We start from the raw sequence: 17401 nt of genomic DNA, 5'->3' as shown, positions 1-17401 counted from the left end.
GGTTACGCCGCCAGCCCTTTCGAGCCTATATCCAGGAATTTCTGGCGGCGGTCCTGAATCAGGGCCGCTGCATCCTTACCGTCCAGCTCTTTCAGCATGTCCGTAATGGCCGCACGCACGGCTTCCACGGCCGCAGGTCTGTCGCGATGTGCGCCGCCCTTGGGCTCGGAGATGATCCGGTCGCACACACCCAGCTTGTGCAGGTCTTGAGCGGTCAGGCGCAGCGCCTCGGCCGCCTCACGCATCTTTTCGGCATCTTTCCAAAGGATCGACGCGCAGCCTTCCGGCGAGATCACCGAATAGACCGAATGTTCCAGCATCGCGACACGGTTTGCAGTGGCAAACGCCACAGCGCCACCGGACCCACCTTCACCGATTATGACCGAGACCAAAGGCACGCCGATCTTCAGGCACATCTCGGTCGACCGCGCGATGGCTTCCGACTGGCCACGTTCCTCGGCCCCTTTGCCGGGGTAGGCCCCAGCTGTATCGATCAGGGTGATGACGGGCAGACCGAAACGCCCGGCCATCTCCATCAGGCGGACGGCCTTGCGATATCCTTCGGGGCGGGCCATGCCAAAGTTGCGCTCGATCCGCGATTTCGTATCGGAGCCTTTTTCGTGCCCAATCACCATTACCGGCTGATCGTTGAATCGCGCAAGGCCACCGATTACGGCCAGATCGTCGGCAAAGTTCCGATCTCCGGCCAGCGGCGTGAACTCGGTGAACAGAGCATCCACGTAATTGTTGCAATGCGGACGTTCCGGATGACGCGCCACCTGGCATTTCCGCCAGGGAGTCAGATCGGCGTAAAGCTCTTCCAGCAGCTTGGAGGCTTTGGCATCCAACGCGGCGGCTTCTTCGGCCACATCCATCTCTTCGTTGGTGCGGGCCAGCGCACGCAGCTCTTCAGCTTTGCCTTCAATCTCGGCCAGCGGTTTTTCGAAATCCAGATACTGGGTCATGACGCCTCTCAACGCGGAAGTTCCCTGCTATATGGCCTGAGGTTGCCCGGGATGCAACTCAGCAAGATTTGTGTGCTGTGGATGTGCGACCACGATTGAGCAAAGAGAAGGAAGGACACCAATGGCCACCAGCTACGAAGACCGCGTGCTGCGCGTTTTGGCATACATCCACGACAACCCGGCCGGGGACCTGTCACTGGATGCTTTGGCTGACGTGGCCGCCATGTCCCGGTTTCACTGGCACCGGGTGTTTCGCGCCCTGACCGGTGAAACCTGTGCCCAGGCGGTTCGGCGCATACGTCTGCACCAGGCGGCCACATGGCTGGTACGGTCAGACAAGGCGATCTCTGATATCGCCCTGTCTGTCGGTTATCCCAATCCAAGTTCTTTTGCGCGCGTCTTTTCCGAGGCTTATGGCAGCACCCCCGCTGCCTTTCGCAAGGCGGGTCAATTTCGACCCGCTCATCCAGATTTCAAAACCGGAGGATACCCAATGCATCCCGTTGCAATCCGTAAAGAACCCGCCCGCCGCGTTGCCGCGCTACCCCACAAAGGGGCCTATTCCGAGATTGGTAAAAGCTTTGAAGCGTTTGGTGCCCTGTGCGAATCCCGCCGGCTTTGGCCGCAGGTTGGGCCTGTTCTGGCGTTGTACCTCGACAGCCCTGATGACTTGCCCGAGGATCAACTGCGCAGCTATGCCGGGGCTGAGTTTCGAGGCGATACGACCCCTGAAGACATGGACGAACTGTCGATCCCGGGCGGGAAAACGGCTGTGTTGACGTATAAGGGGCCGTATTCCGGGATCGCGGCTGCCTATCACAGCCTGTTCGGTAACTGGCTTCCTGAGTCGGATGAAGAGCCCGCAGATGAGCCTTGTTACGAAATTTACCTCAATGACCCGCGCGAAACAGCGCCCGAGGATCTGCTGACCGAGATTTGCTTGCCTTTGAAGTGATCCCAAACCAACCGGGCAGGGCGCGTTCGGGTCCTGCCCCTAGCTCTCGTGAACACCTTCGGACCAATCGATCTGAAACAGCGCACCTTGTTGCGAGGGCAGGCAGCGTATCTGGGCTCCGGCCTGTTCCAGCACGGCGGCAACGATGGCTAGACCCATTCCGGTGCCGCCGGCATCGCGCCGTGTTGTAAAGAACGGCTGGGTAATTCTTTCACTGTTTCGGCTGGATACACCGCTGCCATTGTCCTGGATGCGCAGTGCGATGGGGTTTTCCTCGAACGTGATATCCACTCGAGTGGCCCCATGCTGCTGCGCATTTTGCAGTAGATGATGCAGCATGATCAGCCCCTGATCTTGTGACAAGGGCAGGTCGATGTCTTCAGGTGCCTTAAGGTCAACGTTCAGCCTCGGAAACTCGTGTGCGGCCTCAGTTATCAGGTCGACCAGCGAAGTATGTGATCCATCTGCCTGAATCGAGGCGCGGGCCAAATCCCGCAGGCGGTCTAGCAAAGTGGTCATACGCAGGCTTTCCGCCTGAATGTTTGACACCAATTTGCGCTGCCGATCAGCGGGAGCGTTGGGCGGGGTGTCCGCCAAAAGCTCTGCCGCGCCGAGGATCGCCGTGACCGGAGATTTCAGCTCATGCGTGACGTGGTTTGTATAGGTTTCGATCGCAGTGGATCGGTCCGAGAGGGTCGAGGCCATCGAAACGACGCTGTTGCCCAACTCGGCAAGCTCGCGCACACCATAATGCGGAACTGGGTCGGGCACGGGCTTGAGGCCACTTGCAACATCCCGACTTTGCGTACTGAGGTCGCGGATCGGTTTGGAAATCAACCGCCACATCAGGCCACCGACCAGCGCGGCGGACAGCACCATGAACACCGTCACATAGCCTAGCGTATAACGCTCCTGAAACAGGAACTTGCCCAAGTCCATCGGGGTTCTGGACAGGTAAACCGCTCCGATCACCCGATCCGCCACCACCACCGGATGCGCCACAAACACCCGATATGAGGTGTCGCGGCTGATCGAGTTCAGCAGATGCCGGTTCGACTGATCCGCACGATAGCGCAGCAGGGTAACCGTTTCCCCCTGCAAGGCACGCGCAACTTCGGGCACATGGGCCAGCGAGCCAGCACCTTCGCCGCTGCTGGCTACGATCAGCCCTGCGTGATCCAGCAACAGATAGCCGGTCAACGTGGTCTTCTTGGTCAAAGTTGCCAGGTCGGACAAAGACTGCGCGATCTTTTCGTAGGGCGCGCCGATGCCCGTATCTACGGCAACCGGATCGGGTCTGGGATCCGAGACCTGGCCACGAAACAAGTCCAGCCGGGGTGGAATGGGGTGATAGACCTGACTGCGATGCGCGATCTGTTCGTCGGACAGGGGGTAGCCCAGGGTGGGTTCGGTCTGCTGCTCGGCAAAAGCTGCGGCGTACACTTCGGCCAATAGGGCTGCCTGCGCCAAAAGGCTCCGTTCCGTATCCCGAACAAACTGGTTGCTCGACAATCGCGCGCCCAATACGCCGACGATCGGCAGGGTCACAAGCGCCAGGCAAACAAGGCCAATGACCAGCGCCAAAGAGGGCCGCCATTTCTGCCGGACCTTCAGCACCGGCATTTGCCCAGTTTCACACCGACCCCATGCACTGTCTGGATGAGGTCGGGGTATCCCAACGCGCGCGCCTTTTGGCGGATATTTCGAATATGACTGTCGACCGTGCGCCCGGACAGATAGGTGTTTTGCCCATAGACCAGCTCGATCAAGTGCGACCGCGAATAGACCCGATCGGGTGATTTCACCAAGACGGACAGCACGGAAAACTCGATCCCGGTCAGTTGCACTTCAACCTCTGCCAATGTGCAGCGATGGGCGTTTTCGTCCAGCGCGACATCTTGAAACCGGATCGATGTCGGGGCCTGTACTGATGCGGCAGATCGGGCGAGGATCGCCTTGATGCGCAGAACCAGCTCTCGCGGGCTGAAAGGCTTGGTGACATAATCATCCCCGCCAAGCTGAAATCCGAGGATACGGTCAATCTCGTCATCGCGGGCGGTCAGAAAAAGAACCGGGACATCCGATGTGCGCCGCAGTTCCTTGCAGGTCTCCAACCCGTCCATATCCGGCATCCCGATATCCAGAACCACCAGATCGGCCTTGCTGCCCTGCAACCGGTTCAGCGCTTCCAGCCCGGTCGCGGCTTCGGCGGTTGTAAAGCCTGAATCCTCCAGCGCAAACCGCACCACGTCGCGGATACGGGCGTCGTCATCTGCAATCAGGATATGATGGGTCATGGTGGTTTGTCGCGGGCTTTGCAAAGGGTTCCAGTTCACAGATCACACTGTCCTCGGGATGGTCAAGTAAGGCGTTGGTTCGGTTGCAGCCCTGCGGCCTGTACCATCTGATTTCATCGTCCAGCCACCAGCAATCCGTCCTCAGCTTATAGGGTAGAGCGCTCAAACCGACACCCTCCGACTGCGCGACAGGCGCAGCACGCCCAGAGCCAGCAGGATCAGCATTCCGAACAGGGTTTGCGGTTCTGGGGTTGAAGATCCGCTGAAGCTTGTTTGCGGATGAGCGTGCGCGGTTACACCCGCCACCTGCGGCAGGGCAACAGAGGTCGGCCTGGCCTGCATCCCGCTATCATTTACAATGACCTTTGAGACGGCCACAAACGAAGTGTACCGGGTTTGCAGGCTGAACCTCAGGCCCAGATCCGTGATCCGCTCTTCCATGTCTGTTGAATCTCCGTCCTGTACGGCCATCGCTCTGTCCAGATCGGCAATTTTGGTGCGGGCCCAGGTCAGCGGAATTGCAGCGCTGTCGTTGCCCGTTGTGTCGTTTTCACTCGGCAGCGTAACAGCCAATGGCATACTGGCTTTGCGCCCCTGTACCCGCCCGTCAACCAAGACTTCCGCAGGCCCGCCGCCGGTATACCGCGCCATCACCCGAACCGAACCACCGTCAAACAGGTCGGGAATGCGCTGAGGCACAACATCCGAAACTTCCAGATCACCCCAATCGACCGAAATATCGGTCAGCACCGGAGATTTCAGTTTCCGCGCCAGTGTCTCTGCGACATCTGATGCTTCTTCGGTCGGATCAACATAGCGCGCATAGCCGCGCCCTTCCTCGGCCATGGCATCCAGCAGATAACGGTTCACCGCGGTGCCGACTCCAAAGGCATAAATGCGCGCTTCTCCGATCTGGCTGCGAATCCTATGCAGCACGCGTGCTTCATTGCCGATGTAGCCATCGCTCAGAAATACCACGATGCGCAGGGTATTGTTCGGTTGGCTCGCGGCGAAGGCGTGACGTATAGCGTTGTCGATTTCGGTGCCGCCCCCTGCCTTCAGATTGCGAACATAGCGCTGCCCAGCCGCAATATTGCGCTGCGTTGCGGGCACGGCATCCCCAGCGAAGTCAGACGGGGCCGAGGCAAACCGAATGACCCTGAAATAGTCCTGCGGGCGCAAACCGTTTAGCGCGGCCTTCATGAACCGTTTGCTCGCGTTCAGCGGTTCACCACTCATCGACCCCGACGTGTCGAGCACAAAGATCAACTCGCGGGCTGCAATCTGGTCCGGTTCGGGCATAGACGGGGGTTCGATCAGCAGCGAGACAAACCCGCCCCTTGCATCGTGATGCGACAGCACACCGGCGGTCGTGTCCGCGCCGCCCAGAACATAGCGCAGAACCACATCGCGATTGTCGATCCCACGCCCTTTGGCAAACCGTGCCGTCCAAGTTGCGCCATTCTGCGCGATAGTCAGATCATGTGTTGCGCTTTGCAGGTCCGAGACAGGCACAGCGGCCTTCAACATCAGATCCAGCGAGACGCGCGCCGGGTCGATGGTGTCCGGGATTGTCAGGCCAAACACCGGCGGATAATCGGGCAACTCTGCGACGGTCCAACCATCAACCTGTGTGGTGGTCCGGGTGCTGGGCACCTCAGCCTCCGCGTCTGCCATGGCGGCATTCAGCATAACCTCATCCCCTTGAGGCACTCCTAGATAGCGGGGGCCGACAATCAGAGGCAGCACCAGTTCATACGCTCCGTCGATCTTGGGCACAGGTTGTACATAGCTCAGCGTCACCGTGATGGGCTGGCCAGGCATCAGATTGGCGATGTTCTGTGTGAACATGTTTGGGCGATGCTGGGTCAGCAGGGCTGTGGCCTTGCCTTCCTGCTTGGCTGCTTCGAAGGTAGCCTCGGCATCGTCTTTCTGTTTGATCTGCGCCTCGACCACTTCCTCACCCACTTGCATCTGCATGCCGTAAACAGCGGCGTTCTGGTTGAGAGGAAACAGGTATTCAGCCGACATGGGCAAATCCGTAGGGTTGGCAAAGACCTGCCGGACATGAACCGTTGCCATGTCGCCCTGAATGTCGACATCCATGTCCGATTTCAGCAACGGCAGATCAACCTCACCGGACTCGGTTGCACCGATAACGCGTCCTGCGAAGTCCTCAGGCGTCTGTGCACAAAGTGCGGTTCCCCAAAGGCCGGGCAGGATCAATAGTACCGTACAGAATGTCAGTCGATTCATATGTCTGTTCCCTCATTTTTTTGAATGTCCATGGCGACCAGCGCCGCTGCGTTCAGTTCGGCGGTAAGGCCGGGATCCAGCGTCCAGGGGGTAATGCGTTGCACGCTGCTCCAGGTGCCGCCTGTTCCGATCAGCCAGAGCCAGATGGCCTCGCCAACGCTGGGCGTGACTTGCCCGGATTGCGAAACATAGCTGACAGCCACTCGCCATATGTCCCCGTCCGGCCCGATCGCTTGGTAATAAGCGCTGGGCGTGCCCTCATGCCGGGTGCCCAGAAATCGCACTTTGTATCCCAGCCCCCGCAGGCAGATTTCAGGCGCGTGAAGGTGGCGCAGTGGTGCCCGTGTGCTGACCACGTTGACCCCCAGTGGACCGAACCGGGCTTTTTTTGCTGCGCCGCCATAGGTTTCGAAATAGGCGACCTCCAGCGGTTCCAACGGTACTTCGCGGGCAAGAAACCCGTGAATCTGAGAAGGCAGAGCCGGGCTTTCGACCGTTCCTGACACATCAACGGGATCAGGGCTGAGCGAAACAATGGCAAGACTCGCACCCAGGCAGGCGAAGCCGACCGGCCAACTGGCATATTTGGGCACTATGCCACTATTGATTGGCGCCCTTTGCACATTCCGGCTGCGGGGGCGGTAGAAAAGGGCAAAGGGCAGGATCGTGAGGCACAGGGTCGTCAGGCCGATCAGCGAATGCAGGGGCTCGGCCATCACATTCAGATCATTGACCAGACCTATAGCCAGCAATGAGATGCGCAGGCTGTTTCCCAGCGCTGCAAATCCGGCCACGGCCAGCAGGGCCAAACAGGCTGTCTGCCATCGCGGGCGCATGATCGCGTTCTGCGTCACCACAAAGGCCAGTGCCAGCAACAACCCTGACGCACCAGAGCAGGGCAAATCCACCAGAATGTCTCGTTGATCCAGAGTGATGCGAACGCCTTCGCACAGCACGTCCGGGAACACACCCTTCAGCATCATGCAAGACAGGCTCGCCGAGATCATCTGCAGTGGAAATCCCAAAGTGCGTTGCAAAACCACCTCAGTGGGCAGGGCAAATAGAAACAGCGCGGCCATCCAGACCGGCGACAGGGCAAAAGGTCTGAGGTTCAGTCGCAACAATAAAGTCAGGGCAAACACGTCAACGGTCAGAGCAAGGGCGCTGAGAATATTGACGGCCATCATCTGACCCAGAAGTCGGATCAATGCCGCAAGAAACAACAAGGCTAGAACCGGGGTTCTGCCAGTCCCCACCGTCGGTCTACCACTGCGCAAGCTGACCCAGGCAAGACCCATGATCAACAGGACATAGAGATAACCATACGACCCATAGGCCGGGCTGATCCAGCTTTGAACCAGCCACATCACTGGATGCGCGGCAAGAATGACCGAGGACCCAGCCAGTGCGAGCCACGATAGTGGGATGGATGAAATCTTGTTCATGCCGCCAGACTGACGCGCCTATGCGCAGTTCACCTGTCGCATATGTGCAGAATTTGATGAGACACCTGAACAGCGCGTAAAGTCATCTCACCGGGAAGGCCGGTCTGAATCAGGCTGGTGCCGCGAGGGGCAACCCAAGCGTAGATCACTTGGAAAATTGTGATGACTCGTATGAGGGCAGTCTGCACTGACCGCGGTGCTAATGAGTGCCAATTGTATTTTTGATGGATTTTTGAGTTCCAAAAGCAAAGGACGCGATTGGACCGAAGTCTCTGGTGTTTCCGGGAAACTTCAGGATTCACTCACGGGTTTGTGATTCAGATGTGCAACATTCTCGTGAATGCTTCATTTCCGTCTCTTTTCCGTCGAAATTTGTGCTGATAAGCGTGGGATAAAGTGTTGGGGTGGTAAATAGTGCGAGTGGGCAGATGAGAGCCGGAGCAAACGGTCATATAGCCATTACATGGTGTCAAACGGAGATTGACGGGCTTGAGGATGCACCTTTGGCCTGTTTGGCTGTTGGGGCCGCATGGTCATGGCGCGGTCAGGCTATTGTCCTGAATGCAGCAGTCGAACAAAGTGTTGGGCAGATGGGCGGCGGTCGCAATGTCGTTAGCCGGGTCGATAGTCATTTCCCGGTGGTGCGTGAAATATCAGGTCCTGTGACCGGTGCTATGACCCTGACCAACGGAGCGCAAACGTTTTCCGCCAGTTTGATCCTCGACGGGGACGATAGAACGCCCACCCTTGTGTTCGAGTCGACATGCCCGCCGCGAGATGAAGATTTCTGGATCGTCGAAGTGACCGATCTGGTCTCTACCCTTAATCCGGTTGTTGAAAACAGTGCTACTGTTATCTCTTTCCCGGTTTGAGCCTGGCGTTTTGCCCGAACTGGCAATTTCCCAATCAAAACTGAAAACCCTGTGGAATGCTGTGTTGACTCTGCCAGTTCTGCGGATATAAGCGCGGCTTCATTGGTGTTGGTGGCCCTCGCAAGGGGATGCCTGTCATGGGGGAAACCTCAAGAGGACAACGCCCTTCATAGTGGCCCTTTAGGCCTCGACCTAAACGAAGGAGATCAGCCGTGACCAAACGCACGTCTGCCAAGCACAAAATTGACCGCCGTATGGGCGAAAACATCTGGGGTCGTCCGAAATCCCCTGTCAACCGCCGCGAATATGGCCCCGGCCAGCATGGCCAGCGCCGCAAGGGCAAACTGTCCGATTTCGGTATCCAGTTGCGCGCCAAGCAGAAGCTGAAAGGCTACTATGGCGACCTGACCGAAAAGCAGTTCCGCCGCATCTATTCCGAAGCCGAACGTGTTTCTGGTGACACTGGTGAAAACCTGGTTGGTCTGCTGGAGCGCCGTCTGGACGCTGTTGTTTACCGCGCCAAGTTTGTTGCAACCGTATTTGCCGCGCGTCAGTTCGTTAACCACGGCCACGTCAAAGTGAACGGCAAGCGGGTTAACATCCCCAGCTACCGCGTCAAAGAAGGCGACGTGATCGAAGTACGCGACAAGTCCAAGCAACTGGCCGTTGTTCTGGAAGCCGCTGCATTGGCCGAGCGCGATGTTCCTGACTACATCGACGCCGACCACTCGAAAATGACCGCGACTTTCGTTCGCGCCCCGGGCCTGAGCGATGTGCCTTACCCGGTCGTCATGGAACCGAACCTGGTCGTCGAATTCTACGCGAAGAACTAATCTTCGCCGACATACAGATTTACGAGGCCGCGCAATTTGCGCGGCCTTTTCTTGTTCAGGCTACGTTTTGTGTTCCGATATCCTGTCGCGGAGATACGCCAAATTTGCGTGAATACTCGCGGCTGAACTGGGTCGGGCTTTCATATCCCACGTCGAAGGCCGCTTGCGACACACTGAGCGAGCCGTGAGACAGCAGTCGGCGCGCCTCCAGCAATCTGAGTTCTTTTTGATATTGTAGTGGTGACTTGGCGGTCACCTCTTTGAAATGCGTGTGAAAGGCGGAAACGCTCATGCCCGCAGTTTGCGCAAGCTCGGATACGGGCAACGAGGTTCTAAAACCCGTCTGGATTACGTCAATGACCCGTGCGATCCGGCTGGCTGCACTGTCGCGCCATAACATTTGCCGCAGCATCCCGCCGTGATCGGCCTGTAGCAATCTATAATGGATCTCGCGGCTGATCATCGGGGCCAAGACCTTTGCGTCGGTCGGGTTCTGGCAGACGCGAAACAGGCGGGTCATAGCATCGATCAGATCGGGTGAGGCTTGGGATGCGGCCAGGCTATGCGCCGTTTCGATTGGGCCAGGGGCGGATTCAACCTTATCGTAAAGGCTGCGCAACGTGGGCAAATTGAGTGAAAGGACGAGACCGACATAGGGTTTTCGACGGCTCGCTTCGGTGACGGCTGCCAAAACGGGGACTGAATGGCTGACGATCAGCGAGTCTCCGGCCCCGAAATGGACCAGCCGGTTGCCGATACGTGTTTCTTTCTTTCCTTGTAGAACCAGGCAGACAATAGGTTCGTAAACATGTGCTTCTATGGACTTGGTTTTGACATCATGCAGAAGCGCAAAACCTTCGAGCGCAGTCGGATAAAATGGTGCTTCTTCCGCTTTTCCTTCCACAAGTCCGCAGATATCCGTGATTAGCTCGGATTGGTTCAGGTTGGTCTCTCTCATGTGTTTAGCATATTGAACGGAATACTTGGCGAATAGCGGAATCCCTGATGTTCGGAGAATTAGGCAAGATTTGAGGAGAAATCGGCAGGCGTGGAATAGGAGGACAACTTATCTCTCGGGCAGGCTAATCATTTCGGAGAAAGACCATGGCACAGACCATCCTCATCACCGGCGCGTCGTCCGGCATCGGAAAAGTCACGGCTCAGCTGTTTCAGAAGCAGGGCTGGAATGTCATTGCTACCATGCGCAGCCCCGAGAAAGAAGTAGAGCTTGCACCGTTAAAAAATGTCCTGGTGACCCGTCTGGACGTCACCGACGAAGAGTCCATCGGCTCAGCCGTAGCGGCAGGGATCGCGCGATTCGGCCAGATCGATGTCCTGCTGAACAATGCAGGCTACGGGGCTTATGGACCTTTGGAAGCCTTCCCTATGGAGCGCGTTCGCCGTCAATTCGATACCAATGTCGTCGGCTTGCTGGCGGTAACTAAAGCTGTTCTGCCACATATGCGAGCCAATGGCTCGGGCTGCATAGTCAACATTTCATCCATCGGCGGGCAGATCACCTTCCCGCTTGGGGCGCTGTATCACGGCACGAAATTCGCGGTCGAAGGTCTGTCAGAGTCGCTGCACTACGAACTCGCTGCGGCTGGCATCAAGGTCAAGATTGTCGAGCCTGGAATGATCGCCACAGACTTCGGTGGCCGCTCGTTCGATTTTGTTAATGACGAAAACATGACCGAATATCAGCCTGTGGTTCAGGCCCTGTTCGGCGCCTGGGGCTCTGAAGAAATGGCGTCGCGCGCTTCGCCGCCCAGCGTTGTAGCCGAGGTGATCTGGGGGGCAGTGACGGATGGCACCGACACATTGCGGTATCGTGCGGGCGCGGATGCGGTTGAGTATCTCGACAACCGCAAAGCCTTGGACGACGCCACCTTTATCGGCGGTATGAAATCGATGCTCGGGCTGGACTAAGGTCTAAATCGGCAGCGGTCGCCCTTCGGCGATCGCTTCCATCGCGAAATACGAGGTCACGCTGTCCAGTTCGACCTTTTCGATCAGGCGTTGGTAGACTTTGTCATAGGAGGCCATGTCCTCGGTGACGACTTTCAACTGATAATCGTAATCACCGCCGATCCGGTGAAAATCCACGACTTCGGGGATTGTCAGAACATGGCTTCGGAACGCCTGAAGCCATTCGGCCGAATGATGCCGCGTGCGCAACATGACAAAGACCACAAGACTCAACCCCAGTTTTTCACGCGCAATGCGGGCAGTGGATCCAATCAGGACGCCATTTTCGTTCAAGGCCTTCAACCGCCGCCAGCAAGCATTTTGTGACAGGCCAACACGATCCGCCAATTCACGCTGAGACAAGGTGGCATCCTTTTGAAGCTCTTTTAGAATGCTTGTGTCAATTTGATCTAATTTTGATGTCATATCTGATCATATGACACAAAAATTTTGAAATCCAAGCAAAGATAGAGGAAGTTTCCGCATGGCTAATAAATCACATTGATAGGGCAGTTAGGAGCCAATGACATGACCCTGTCCAAATTTCGTGCGGAACTCCGTTCCACCACTCTCAATTCAAATCTGCGCGATGGACTGATCGGAGAGAATGTTCTGATCCCGGGTCTGCATGGGGACGTACCGCTTGTTTATGCGGATTACGTCGCCTCGGGCCGTGCGCTGCGGCAGGTCGAAGACTTTGTCGCGCAACAGGTGTTGCCGTTTTACGCCAACAGCCACACCGAGGCCTCCTATTGCGGATCTTACATGACACGTTTGCGCCGTGAAGCGCGCGAAGAGATAACCCGCCTTGTTGGCGCGAGGGGAGAAGACGCGGTGATCTTCACCGGGTCTGGTGCCACGGCGGGGCTCAACCGGTTGGTCAGTCTGCTAGGGGTGGCAGAGGCTGACCAGCCGGTTGTTTTGATCGGTCCGTACGAGCATCATTCAAACATTCTGCCATGGCGCGAGAGCAAGGCGCAGGTGATCGAAATCCCCGAAGCCGAGGGTGGAGGTGTCGATCTGCAAGCGCTGAAAGGCGCGTTGGAAACGCATGCAGATGCTGATCTGCTGATCGGATCCTTTTCAGCGGCATCCAACGTGACCGGCATTATCACCGATCCTGATCCGGTGACACGAATGCTCAAGGCGCATGGTGCGCTGGCCGTTTGGGATTATGCTGGGGGTGGGCCGTACCTGCCGATGGATATGGGCACTGCGGATGCGCGCAAGGATGCCATTGTGGTTTCCCCACATAAATTTCCCGGTGGTCCGGGCGCGTCGGGCGTTTTGATCGTGAACCAGTCTGCCGTACAGCGGGACTGCCCCAGCTGGCCTGGTGGCGGCACCGTCAGTTTTGTATCGCCCTGGCGCCACGACTACAGCGCCGATCTATCAACTCGGGAAGAGGCGGGAACGCCCAACGTGATCGGAGACATTCGCGCGGCGCTGGCTTTCATCGTGAAGGATGTCGTCGGAACGGAGGAAATTGCCCGGCGCGAGGCGCAATTCAATCAGATGGCTCTGGAGGGGTGGAAGGACAACCCGAACCTGACCTTGCTTGGGGTCGATAACCCGCATCGATTGCCGATCTTCTCTTTCCTTGTCCGCGACAATTCCGGCCAACCCGTGCATCAGCAACTGTTCACTCGGATGCTCAGCGACATCTACGGCATTCAGGCGCGGGGTGGTTGCGCCTGCGCGGGGCCCTACGCGCATCGCTTGCTGGGCATTGATCGGGCGACGTCGGAAGAATTGCACGCGGCCTTGTCTACCGGGGAAGAAATGAAAAAGCCCGGCTGGGTGCGGTTGAACTTCTCCTATCTGATGAGCGAGGAAACGGTTCAGTTCATCATCGACAGCGTCAATGACTTGTCCCGCAGAACCGAAGAGTTCGTGCCCTATTACTATGCCGACCCGGCGACTGCGCGCTTCAAAGCCGCATGATGGAATTGCTGCTTTTCTCAACTCGTTGAGACAGGTATGAGAGGCCCATTCAACGGAGCCTCTCATGACCAAGATCACCCCACAACCAGGTATTATGGACATCGCGCTCTATCAGGGCGGGCAGTCGCATGTGGCCGGTGTGGAGCATGTGATCAAGCTGAGTTCGAACGAAAACCCGTTCGGGCCAAGCCCCAAGGCAATTGAGGCGGTGCGCAACAGCGCGGCCACTTTGCATCGTTATCCCAGCACGGATCACGCAAGCCTGCGCGTGGCCATCGGCGCACGTCACGGGCTGGACCCAGCGCGGATTATCTGTGGTGTCGGCAGTGATGAAGTGCTGCAATTCATCGCGCAGGCCTATGCGGGGACGGCGGACGAGGTGATCTTTACCGAGCATGGGTTTTCGATGTACCCGATCATTGCCCGCATGGCTGGCGCGACGCCGGTCATGGTGTCCGAGCGTGACCGCAAGGTGGATGTGGATGCCATTCTGGCCGCTGTAACGGGGCAGACGCGGATCGTGTTTGTCACAAATCCCGGCAATCCGACCTCGACCATGATCTCGAATGATGAGCTGGAGCGTCTGGCGCAGGGCCTGCCCGAAACCTGCCTGATGGTTCTGGATGGCGCTTATGCCGAATTTGTTGACGGGTTCGATGGTGGGGCATCGCTGGTTGACGCCCATGAGAATGTAATCATGACGCGCACCTTCTCGAAAGTGTATGGGCTGGGCGGCATGCGGGTTGGCTGGGGCTATGCGCATCAACCGATCATTGACGTTCTGAACCGGGTGCGCCAACCCTTCAACCTGTCACTGACCGCTCTGGCCGCGGCGGAGGCTGCGGTGAACGATGTGGAGTTTCTGTCTTTTTGCCAATCTGAAAACGCACGGCTGCGTGTGTGGCTGTCGGACGAATTGGCCAAGATCGGTGTGCCCTCGGACCCGTCCTGCACCAACTTCATCCTCGCACGTTTCGCAGACAGGGCCGAGGCCGAAGCCTGCGATGACTACCTCAAATCACAGGGTTTGATTGTACGCCGGGTTGCAGGCTACAACCTGCCCAACGCCTTGCGGATCACCGTGGGTGACGAAGAAGCCTGCCACCGTGTGGTTGCGGCGATCACTGCATTTAAGAAGGGCGCAGCATGAGCCAGATTTACGACCGTGTTGCGCTGATCGGGCTGGGCCTGATTGCTTCGTCCATGTTCTGGGCGATCAAACGGGCAGGTCTAGCCGGGGAAGTGACAGGCTATGCCCGGTCCGAGGCCACTCGGGACACCGCGCGTAGGATTGGGCTGTGCGACCGCGTTTGCGATACCGCGCAAGAGGCCGTTGAAGGGGCCGATCTGGTTGTCCTCTGTGTCCCCGTCGGGGCCATGGGTGCCGTGGCAAAAGACATTGCGCCCGTTTTGAAACCCGGTGCGACCGTGTCGGATGTTGGCTCGGTCAAACGTCATGTCATTCAGGCGGTTCAGCCGCATATCCCAGACGGCGTGCACTTTATTCCCGCGCACCCACTGGCAGGGACCGAGCATTCCGGCCCTGAATCGGGTTTCGCCGAGCTGTTCGACAACCGCTGGTGCCTGCTGGTCCCGGTCGAGAACTCGGACCCAGAGGCGATTGCCCGCCTACGCGCTTTGTGGGAAGGCATGGGGTCAAATGTCGATGAGATGGACGCAGATCACCATGATCTGGTGCTGGCGGTGACCTCTCATGCACCGCACCTGATTGCCTACACGATGGTTGGCGTGGCAGATGATCTGCGACGCGTAACCGACAGTGAGGTCATAAAATATTCGGCGGCCGGTTTTCGGGATTTCACCCGCATCGCAGCATCCGACCCGACCATGTGGCGTGATGTGTTCCTGTCCAACAAAGACGCGACGCTGGAAATTTTGGGCCGCTTCACCGAAGAGCTGTTCGCTTTGCAACGGGCTATCCGAACCGGCGACGGAGAGCATTTGTTTGACTACTTCACCCGGACCCGTGCTATTCGTCGCGGCATCATTGATGCGGGGCAGGATACGGATGCTCCGGATTTCGGACGCGGGAAGGCAGGTTCATGAAGCTGCGCTGGGGGCATGTTCTGATCGGGGTTTTGGCCATTGGAGCCATGACGTCACAAGCTGCGCCTCTGGACCGGTCCTTGCTGCCCCTGACGCGCCCGGCGCTGGATCAGGCCACCAAACCTGCCGCTGCTCTACTCCCGTTGCGCCCCGTACCACGCCCAGTTTTGCCGCAGGTCACAGCCGCGGCGGTGCGCCCGTCTGCTGTGCCGCTCAGACCTTTGATGCGCCCTGAGTGGCTGGAGCAAGAGGTGCTGTTCAAGAAACGCAAGCTGCGCAAAAGCTCGGTCTGCGGTGACATCGCCATTCAAGGTAAACCAGTGGGCCGGGTCGGCAGCAAGAATTCAGCCTGCGGTGTCAAGGAAGCGGTGCAGGTCACCTCGGTCTCGGGTGTAGCGCTCAGCCGTCCGTCGACCATGGATTGCGGCACGGCGATCGCGTTGAACAATTGGGTCGACAAGACGGTCAAACCCACCTTCAAACGCCGCGGCCCCGTGGTTGAGTTGAACGTGGCGGCCCATTACGCCTGTCGGACCCGCAACAACCGCAAAGGCGCGCGGATATCCGAGCACGGCAAGGGCCGGGCAATTGATATCTCGGGCTTCAAGATGGCCGATGGTGAGGTGGTGACGGTACTGAAAGGCTGGCGTAAGAACCCCTCGCAAAAGCAACTCAAGAAGATATGGCGCGGGGCGTGCGGCCCGTTTGGCACCGTATTGGGGCCGAATTCAGACCGCTATCACAAGGATCATTTCCATCTGGACACGGCCCGCTATCGCAGCGGCACTTACTGCCGCTAGCGCAAGATCAAGCGCGGGGCAGGGCCTAAAGGCAAAGGCCCGAGCGCAACAAACCCGTCGCGGAAGTTCAACTGCAAGTCCAGCGCATTCGGGTTTCCGCCCAGCCCGGCCAAGAAGTTGAGAGCACGTGTAACCGGATCGACAGCTTGATCCGGCAGGGCGCCTGCCGCATTAGCCATTGCGATCATGTCCCGCCAGTTTTCCGCTTTAACCGCGATTTCACCCGTTGGAATACCCTGCGCATCCACATCCAAACCGCCGGTCGCGAATAACCTGAGCTCTCCCCATTTGGCCTCGGCAAGTGCAAGGTCAATCCTGACCGGCTGAGGTCGACCCTGTTCCAGCGCGGACCGGTCCCAGGGTTTATCGAAGGTCGCGACCATGTCCAGTTCCAGCGTGTCAAACGCCTGCGGCAGTGAGGTGGCGGATTTCATCAGGTTTCGCAGGTCATCGCCGGGGGTAAAACCATCCACACGAACAGCCATGTTATAGGCTTCGGGCGTGGCGGTTTGTTCCATCAACAGCTCTAGCGTTCCGCCTGCGGCCAGCGCCTGCGAGTTCTCGGTGATGGACCAGGGGCCTGCGGTCAGCGCCATTTTTTCCAGAACCAGCGCCACGCCCGGCCGCAATTGCAAGTGCGCCTGCAATGCGTCCGCCTCGATCGTTGCAGTCTGGTCGAAATAAGACAGGCGCTGCGGTGTATCGGCAAAGCGCAAGATCTGACGCCCCGGCCAGATCGCGGGGCTTTCGAATTCGATCCAGTCCGCGCTCCAGGCTGTTCCGGTTGCCGGGTCTGCAAGGGCCGGATTGATCAACCGCGTCATGTGGTGGGTCGGATAGCCTGCCGTGGCAACGTCCGAGAAGTCCGCTTGCCAGCCAAGGTCTTGCTGCTGGTCGAACCAGCCGGTGATGGCATTGCGCAGTCCATATCCGGCAATGAACCAATAGGCGCTCCACAGAGCGGTGATAACGATGAACACTCGTAATAGACGGCGCATG

At 58.1% G+C, this 17401-nt stretch carries 16 protein-coding genes; 8 read left to right on the top strand and 8 right to left on the bottom strand.

Translation table 11 applies throughout. The annotated features are described in order from the left end of the window. Positions 1–2 precede the first annotated feature (2 nt). The gene (locus tag ALB80_RS14800) at positions 3–965 is read right to left on the bottom strand and encodes an acetyl-CoA carboxylase carboxyltransferase subunit alpha (RefSeq protein ID WP_050604854.1); all 963 of its coding nucleotides are present in this window, start codon (positions 963–965) and stop codon (positions 3–5) included. 121 nt (positions 966–1086) lie between these two features. On the opposite strand from ALB80_RS14800, the gene ALB80_RS14795 reads away from it, so the two are divergent. Then, entirely contained in the window at positions 1087–1920 is an 834-nt protein-coding gene (locus ALB80_RS14795) for a GyrI-like domain-containing protein (RefSeq protein ID WP_050604853.1), read from the top strand. A gap of 39 nt (positions 1921–1959) precedes the next feature. On the opposite strand, the gene ALB80_RS14790 is transcribed toward ALB80_RS14795, so the two are convergent. From ALB80_RS14790 to xrtT, 4 genes are all read right to left on the bottom strand, one after another. Then, a complete protein-coding gene (locus ALB80_RS14790; RefSeq protein WP_050604852.1) occupies positions 1960–3543 on the bottom strand; it encodes an ATP-binding protein in 1584 nt (527 codons plus the stop codon). After that, positions 3531–4217, bottom strand: a complete 687-nt coding sequence (locus tag ALB80_RS14785; protein WP_050604851.1) for a response regulator transcription factor — start codon at positions 4215–4217, stop codon at positions 3531–3533. Before ALB80_RS14785 ends, ALB80_RS14790 begins: the two co-directional genes overlap by 13 nt. Before the next feature lie 162 nt (positions 4218–4379). Next, positions 4380–6473: a VIT and VWA domain-containing protein gene (locus ALB80_RS14780; RefSeq protein ID WP_050604850.1), complete on the bottom strand. Its 2094-nt coding sequence runs from the start codon at positions 6471–6473 to the stop codon at positions 4380–4382. Continuing rightward, positions 6470–7918 carry an exosortase T gene (gene xrtT, locus ALB80_RS14775; RefSeq protein ID WP_050604849.1) on the bottom strand — a complete coding sequence of 483 codons (1449 nt, stop codon included), beginning with the start codon at positions 7916–7918 and terminating at the stop codon, positions 6470–6472. The genes ALB80_RS14780 and xrtT overlap by 4 nt, the downstream gene beginning before the upstream one ends. 428 nt (positions 7919–8346) lie before the next feature. On the opposite strand from xrtT, the gene ALB80_RS14770 reads away from it, so the two are divergent. After that, on the top strand, positions 8347–8790 hold the full coding sequence (locus ALB80_RS14770) for a hypothetical protein (RefSeq protein WP_157054218.1): 444 nt from the start codon (positions 8347–8349) through the stop codon (positions 8788–8790). 212 nt (positions 8791–9002) lie between these two features. After that, positions 9003–9623 (top strand): 30S ribosomal protein S4, encoded by a 621-nt coding sequence (gene rpsD / locus ALB80_RS14765; RefSeq protein ID WP_050604847.1) that lies wholly within the window; start codon positions 9003–9005, stop codon positions 9621–9623. Between the two features lie 55 nt (positions 9624–9678). On the opposite strand, the gene ALB80_RS14760 is transcribed toward rpsD, so the two are convergent. After that, the gene (locus ALB80_RS14760) at positions 9679–10581 is read right to left on the bottom strand and encodes an AraC family transcriptional regulator (protein WP_050604846.1); all 903 of its coding nucleotides are present in this window, start codon (positions 10579–10581) and stop codon (positions 9679–9681) included. Positions 10582–10727: 146 nt separating this feature from the next. Here ALB80_RS14760 and ALB80_RS14755 point away from each other — a divergent pair, with 146 nt between their 5' ends. Then, the gene (locus ALB80_RS14755) at positions 10728–11552 is read left to right on the top strand and encodes an SDR family oxidoreductase (protein WP_050604845.1); all 825 of its coding nucleotides are present in this window, start codon (positions 10728–10730) and stop codon (positions 11550–11552) included. Between the two features lie 3 nt (positions 11553–11555). Here the strand turns inward: ALB80_RS14755 and ALB80_RS14750 are convergent, their stop codons facing one another. Continuing rightward, on the bottom strand, positions 11556–12017 hold the full coding sequence (locus ALB80_RS14750) for an Lrp/AsnC family transcriptional regulator (RefSeq protein WP_050604844.1): 462 nt from the start codon (positions 12015–12017) through the stop codon (positions 11556–11558). A 102-nt stretch (positions 12018–12119) separates the two neighbouring features. On the opposite strand from ALB80_RS14750, the gene ALB80_RS14745 reads away from it, so the two are divergent. From ALB80_RS14745 to ALB80_RS14730, 4 genes are all read left to right on the top strand, one after another. After that, a complete protein-coding gene (locus tag ALB80_RS14745) occupies positions 12120–13535 on the top strand; it encodes an aminotransferase class V-fold PLP-dependent enzyme (RefSeq protein ID WP_050604843.1) in 1416 nt (471 codons plus the stop codon). Positions 13536–13599: 64 nt separating this feature from the next. Next, positions 13600–14685, top strand: a complete 1086-nt coding sequence (gene hisC, locus ALB80_RS14740) for a histidinol-phosphate transaminase (RefSeq protein ID WP_050604842.1) — start codon at positions 13600–13602, stop codon at positions 14683–14685. Next, the gene (locus ALB80_RS14735) at positions 14682–15602 is read left to right on the top strand and encodes a prephenate/arogenate dehydrogenase family protein (RefSeq protein ID WP_050604841.1); all 921 of its coding nucleotides are present in this window, start codon (positions 14682–14684) and stop codon (positions 15600–15602) included. Before hisC ends, ALB80_RS14735 begins: the two co-directional genes overlap by 4 nt. Then, positions 15599–16402 (top strand): extensin family protein, encoded by an 804-nt coding sequence (locus ALB80_RS14730; RefSeq protein ID WP_050604840.1) that lies wholly within the window; start codon positions 15599–15601, stop codon positions 16400–16402. The genes ALB80_RS14735 and ALB80_RS14730 overlap by 4 nt, the downstream gene beginning before the upstream one ends. Here the strand turns inward: ALB80_RS14730 and ALB80_RS14725 are convergent. Beyond that, the gene (locus ALB80_RS14725; protein WP_050604839.1) at positions 16399–17400 is read right to left on the bottom strand and encodes a DUF2125 domain-containing protein; all 1002 of its coding nucleotides are present in this window, start codon (positions 17398–17400) and stop codon (positions 16399–16401) included. The two genes, ALB80_RS14730 and ALB80_RS14725, sit on opposite strands and share 4 nt — an antisense overlap. Position 17401 lies beyond the last annotated feature (1 nt).

The organism is Ruegeria sp. 6PALISEP08 (assembly GCF_001238295.1).
Lineage (GTDB): Bacteria > Pseudomonadota > Alphaproteobacteria > Rhodobacterales > Rhodobacteraceae > Ruegeria.
Note: the sequence above shows the minus strand (reverse complement) of the source record. Positions and strands in the feature narration are given on the sequence as shown.

What these genes read in the sequence shown, in the direction of transcription:
- ALB80_RS14750 (WP_050604844.1), bottom strand. Translation starts at nt 12,017, where the DNA reads ATGACATCAAAATTAGATCAAATTGACACAAGCATTCTAAAAGAGCTT.
- ALB80_RS14735 (WP_050604841.1), top strand. Translation starts at nt 14,682, where the DNA reads ATGAGCCAGATTTACGACCGTGTTGCGCTGATCGGGCTGGGCCTGATT.
- ALB80_RS14790 (WP_050604852.1), bottom strand. Translation starts at nt 3,543, where the DNA reads ATGCCGGTGCTGAAGGTCCGGCAGAAATGGCGGCCCTCTTTGGCGCTG.
- ALB80_RS14795 (WP_050604853.1), top strand. Translation starts at nt 1,087, where the DNA reads ATGGCCACCAGCTACGAAGACCGCGTGCTGCGCGTTTTGGCATACATC.
- xrtT (WP_050604849.1), bottom strand. Translation starts at nt 7,918, where the DNA reads ATGAACAAGATTTCATCCATCCCACTATCGTGGCTCGCACTGGCTGGG.
- ALB80_RS14755 (WP_050604845.1), top strand. Translation starts at nt 10,728, where the DNA reads ATGGCACAGACCATCCTCATCACCGGCGCGTCGTCCGGCATCGGAAAA.
- ALB80_RS14770 (WP_157054218.1), top strand. Translation starts at nt 8,347, where the DNA reads ATGAGAGCCGGAGCAAACGGTCATATAGCCATTACATGGTGTCAAACG.
- ALB80_RS14730 (WP_050604840.1), top strand. Translation starts at nt 15,599, where the DNA reads ATGAAGCTGCGCTGGGGGCATGTTCTGATCGGGGTTTTGGCCATTGGA.
- ALB80_RS14725 (WP_050604839.1), bottom strand. Translation starts at nt 17,400, where the DNA reads ATGCGCCGTCTATTACGAGTGTTCATCGTTATCACCGCTCTGTGGAGC.
- ALB80_RS14760 (WP_050604846.1), bottom strand. Translation starts at nt 10,581, where the DNA reads ATGAGAGAGACCAACCTGAACCAATCCGAGCTAATCACGGATATCTGC.
- hisC (WP_050604842.1), top strand. Translation starts at nt 13,600, where the DNA reads ATGACCAAGATCACCCCACAACCAGGTATTATGGACATCGCGCTCTAT.
- ALB80_RS14785 (WP_050604851.1), bottom strand. Translation starts at nt 4,217, where the DNA reads ATGACCCATCATATCCTGATTGCAGATGACGACGCCCGTATCCGCGAC.
- ALB80_RS14745 (WP_050604843.1), top strand. Translation starts at nt 12,120, where the DNA reads ATGACCCTGTCCAAATTTCGTGCGGAACTCCGTTCCACCACTCTCAAT.
- ALB80_RS14780 (WP_050604850.1), bottom strand. Translation starts at nt 6,473, where the DNA reads ATGAATCGACTGACATTCTGTACGGTACTATTGATCCTGCCCGGCCTT.
- ALB80_RS14800 (WP_050604854.1), bottom strand. Translation starts at nt 965, where the DNA reads ATGACCCAGTATCTGGATTTCGAAAAACCGCTGGCCGAGATTGAAGGC.